This window comes from Rhodococcus sp. IEGM 1305 (assembly GCF_030058635.1).
Lineage (GTDB): Bacteria > Actinomycetota > Actinomycetes > Mycobacteriales > Mycobacteriaceae > Rhodococcus_F > Rhodococcus_F opacus_D.
Map to the genome: position 1 here is coordinate 1 of NZ_JASHKX010000073.1, position 4580 is coordinate 4580.

General features: G+C 69.4%; 4 protein-coding genes. All 4 read left to right on the top strand.

Annotated features, from left to right (window positions below; genetic code table 11):
* A partial coding sequence (locus tag QM693_RS37405; RefSeq protein ID WP_283354822.1) for a glutamate ligase domain-containing protein occupies positions 1-785 on the top strand: 785 nt, incomplete at its 5' end.
* Positions 782-1192, top strand: coding sequence for a DUF4233 domain-containing protein (locus QM693_RS37410; protein WP_009474023.1), 411 nt, complete (start codon positions 782-784; stop codon positions 1190-1192). The genes QM693_RS37405 and QM693_RS37410, both read left to right, overlap by 4 nt.
* 18 nt (positions 1193-1210) lie before the next feature.
* Entirely contained in the window at positions 1211-1630 is a 420-nt protein-coding gene (gene ndk / locus QM693_RS37415; RefSeq protein ID WP_005248085.1) for a nucleoside-diphosphate kinase, read from the top strand.
* Between the two features lie 457 nt (positions 1631-2087).
* Positions 2088-4580 (top strand): translation initiation factor IF-2 N-terminal domain-containing protein (locus QM693_RS37420; RefSeq protein WP_283354823.1); only part of this gene is annotated, 2493 nt, incomplete at its 3' end.

The window sequence follows — 4580 nt, forward strand, 5'->3', positions numbered from 1 at the left end:
ACGCGCTGGTGCCCCGCGACGCCGTCGCGATCCTGGCCGAGCAGACGCCGGAAGTGATGGAGGTGCTGCTCCGCCGGGCCGTCGAGGTGGATGCCGCGGTCGCGCGGGAGGGCTCCGAATTCACGGTGCTCGCCCGGCAGATTGCCGTCGGCGGCCAGCAGCTCGAGCTGCAGGGCCTCGGCGGGGTCTACACCGACATCTTCCTGCCCCTGCACGGGGAGCACCAGGCGCGTAACGCGTCGCTCGCGCTCGCCGCGGTGGAGGCGTTCTTCGGTGCGGGCCCGGAACGGCAGCTCGACCAGGAGGCCATCCGGGAGGCGTTCGCCTCGGTCGTCAATCCGGGCCGGCTCGAACGTGTGCGCAGCGCCCCGACCGTCTTCCTCGACGCCGCCCACAACCCGGACGGGGCGCGTGCACTCGCCGCCGCCCTGACCGCCGAGTTCGACTTCCGCAAGCTGGTCGGTGTCGTCAGCGTGATGGGGGACAAGGACGTCGACGGCATCCTGTCGGCGCTGGAACCGGTGTTCGACGAGCTCGTCGTCACGAACAACGGTTCGGCGCGGGCCATGGACGTCGACGATCTCGCCAACCTCGCGGTCGCCAAGTTCGGCGACGAACGCGTCGTCGTGGCACCCACACTCGCGGATGCGCTGGAAACGGCCATCGGGTTGGCCGAGGAGGTCGCCGAGCCCGGTGAGGCAGTATCGGGGGCGGGCGTCGTGGTCACCGGATCCGTGGTGACCGCCGGTGCGGCCCGCACCCTCTTCGGAAAGGACCCAGCGTGAGCGAGCCGGACTCGAATGCTTCGGAACCGGAGTTCGGACCGCCGACCAAGGACCCGTGGAAGGGATTCCGCGGGGTGGTCGCGGGATCTCTGATCCTGGAAGCCATCGTGGTGCTTCTCGCCCTGCCGGTAGTCGCGACGGTCGGCGGCGGACTCACCTGGTGGTCCGGAACCTACCTCGTGGGGCTCGCGGTGCTCATGATCCTCGGGGCGGGCCTGCAGGGCCGCCCCTGGGCGATGAAGTACAACCTGTTGTTGCAGGTGGGGCTGCTACTCGGGTTCTTCGTCCACGTGTCGATCGGTTCGGTCGGAGTGGTCTTCGCCATCCTGTGGGGATACCTGCTCTACTTCCGCCGGAACGTCCGCCAGAGAATGGAGCGGGGCCTGCTGCCGGGGCAGCGGGGCTGACCATTTAGGCTGTGCGCCGTGACTGAGCGCACCCTTGTACTGATCAAGCCCGATGCCGTTGCCCGCGGATATGTAGGAGAAATCCTCGGTCGTATCGAGCGGAAAGGTCTGACGATCTCCGCGCTCGACCTGCGCACCGCTCCCGGCGACATCGCAGCCGCCCACTACGCCGAGCACGAAGGCCGCCCGTTCTACCCGGGCCTGCTGGAATTCATCACCGGCGGCCCGCTCGTCGCGGCAGTGCTCGAAGGTCCCCGGGCGATCGCGGCGTTCCGCCAGCTCGCCGGCGGCACCGACCCCGTCGAGAAGGCCGTTCCGGGCACGATTCGTGGTGATTTCGGGCTCGAAGCCCAGGAGAACCTGGTGCACGGCTCCGACTCGGTCGAGTCCGCCGAGCGCGAGATCGCCCTCTGGTTCCCGCACCTCGCCGCCAACTGATCTACCTCTCCACCCACCCCTCGACCCACCGGCCTGCCCTCCGGGCCGGCGGCGCCATCGCGTGCGGAACATGTTCCAGACCGATACGTGCGCCGCTGGCACGGACTGCGGCACACGTGTGGGATACTGAGGGTGGTCGGACCGCAATTTGTGCACCACGTGGCTTCGACCGGATGACACCACGGCTCGATGCCCTTCATCGCTGCCCCTGCGTCAACAGGAAATACCTGGGCGTTTCGGCACGCTGGATGATCAGGCGCTCGCGCCGCGGACGACGGCCATCCGCAAGGCACTACATGGGTGTGCAGTGAAAACGGACACTGCACGCGCTGTGTGGAGCGAGACCAGACAATCTCGCGCTCACATCTGGGGCGCGAGTACACATACTGCGCCCTCGCGTGGCCGCGTGACACCCCCAGACACGGGAGTGGACGCGCCCGGGGGCTGAGGAGACTACGTGGCCGATCAAGCGCCGCCCACAAATTCAGAGCCGAACGAATCGGCCACCGCCGGGAGCGCGGTTCCCGCTCTTCCGGAGAAGATGCGCGTTCACGCCCTCGCGAAGTTGCTGGGCGTGACGAGCAAGCAGGTTCTCGCCGAGGCTGCGGCCCTCGGAACCGAACTGCGCAGCGCGCAGTCCAGCCTGCAACGCGACGTCGCCGAGCGGGTGCACGCAGCTTTCACCGCTGCGCAGAACGCTCCCACCGAGCCACCCGCCGCGGCCGAACCGGCCGCGGAGACCCCGGCCGCCGAACCGGTCGCGGAGACCCCGGCCGCCGAACCCGCCGTCGAGGTCGCGCCGGAATCGGTCGCGGCTTCGGACGTCGAGGAAGCGGCGGCCGAGCAGGCTCCGGCCCCCGAAGTTCCCACCGAGGAAGCACCGGCCCAGGAAGCTCCCGCCCAGGAGCCCGTCGCGGAGGAAGCCGCGGTCGCCGAGCGCGACCTCGGACGTGACCTGTTCACCACTGCGTCCTACCAGGTCGAGGCGCCCGCCGCCGAGCCCGCCAGCGAGACCCCGCCCGCCGTCTCGCAGGTCCCGCTCTTCCTGCAGCCCGACCTCGCAGCGGTCGAGACCCCGCCGCGACGCCGGCGCAGCCGCCGGGACGCCGGGACCCCGGAACCCACCACCGAGCAGCCGCCCGTCGCCGAAACGCGCGAGGAGGTGCCCGAGCCCGCCAAGGCCACGGACACCGGAACCGCCGACACCGAGTCGGACGAGTCCGACGTCGACGGCGATCAGCCGCGTCGTCGTCGCCGCGGCCGCCGCGGCCGTGGTCGCGGACGGGGCGAACAGCAGAACGAGCAGGACACCGACATCGACACCGAGGGTGCCGAGGCCGAGGAATCCGCGCGGGAATCCGTTCGCGAGGAGAAGGCCGCCGAGACACCGACTCGGGAGCCCGAAGAGAAGCCGAAGAAGGATTCCGAGGAGAAGCCCGCAGAGGCCGAGCAGGCCGAAGCGGAGTCCGGTGACGAAGAGACCGGTGAGGGTGACTCCGACGGGTCGAGCCGTCGCCGTCGTCGCCGTCGCCGTCGCAAGTCCGGTGGCGAGGGGTCGGGAGAGGCCACGTCCGAGGACGATCCGCCGAACACCGTCGTCCACGAGCGTGAACCTCGCAACAAGAGCCGCTCGAAGGACGAGGTCCAGGGCATCACCGGTTCGACGCGGCTCGAGGCGAAGCGTCAGCGTCGCCGCGACGGCCGCGATGCCGGCCGCAGGCGCCCGCCGATCCTCACGGAATCGGAGTTCCTGGCCCGCCGCGAGGCCGTCGACCGCGTGATGGTGGTGCGCGACCGCATCGCCACCGGGCAACCGCACGCGACGACGCAGGTCGCCGTGCTCGAGGACGGCGTCCTCGTCGAACACTTCGTGACCACGTCGGCGTCGGCCTCGATGGTCGGCAACGTGTACCTCGGACGCGTCCAGAACGTGCTGCCCAGCATGGAAGCCGCGTTCATCGACATCGGCCGCGGCCGCAACGGCGTGCTGTACGCGGGTGAGGTCAACTGGGAGGCCGCCGGGCTCGGTGGCAACTCCCGCAAGATCGAGCAGGCCCTAAAGCCGGGCGACCAGGTGCTGGTCCAGGTCAGCAAGGACCCGGTCGGTCACAAGGGTGCACGGCTGACGACGCAGATCAGCCTCGCGGGCCGCTTCCTCGTGTACGTGCCCGGCGGCACGTCCACCGGTATCAGCCGCAAACTGCCCGACACGGAGCGCAAGCGCCTCAAGGACATCCTGCGCGACATCGTGCCCTCGGACGCCGGAGTCATCATCCGGACAGCGTCGGAGGGGGTGAGCGAGGAGGAACTCGCCCGCGACGTGAAGCGTCTGCAGGACCAGTGGGCCGGGATCGAGGCTCAGGCCGCGAAGGCGGAATCCGGTAAGTCCGGCAACCCGCAGGCCCTGTACGAGGAGCCCGACCTTCTCGTGAAGGTCATCCGCGACCTGTTCAACGAGGACTTCTCCAAGCTCGTGATCGAGGGCGAGAAGGCCTGGTCGACGGTCGAGTCGTACATCAAGTCCGTGGCCCCCGATCTCATGCCGAGGCTCGAGCAGCACACGTCGGACAACGGTGTCGACGTCTTCGAGGCGCACCGCATCGACGAGCAGCTGGCGAAGGCACTCGACCGCAAGGTCTGGTTGCCGTCCGGTGGCACGCTCGTGATCGACCGCACCGAGGCCATGACCGTGGTCGATGTCAACACCGGCAAGTTCACCGGTGCCGGCGGAAACCTCGAGGAGACCGTCACCCGGAACAACCTCGAGGCGGCCGAGGAGATCGTCCGGCAGATGCGCCTGCGCGACATCGGCGGCATGATCGTCGTCGACTTCATCGACATGGTGCTCGAATCCAACCGCGATCTCGTGCTGCGACGCCTGACGGAGGCCCTGGGCCGGGATCGCACCCGCCACCAGGTGTCCGAGGTCACGTCGCTGGGCCTGGTCCAG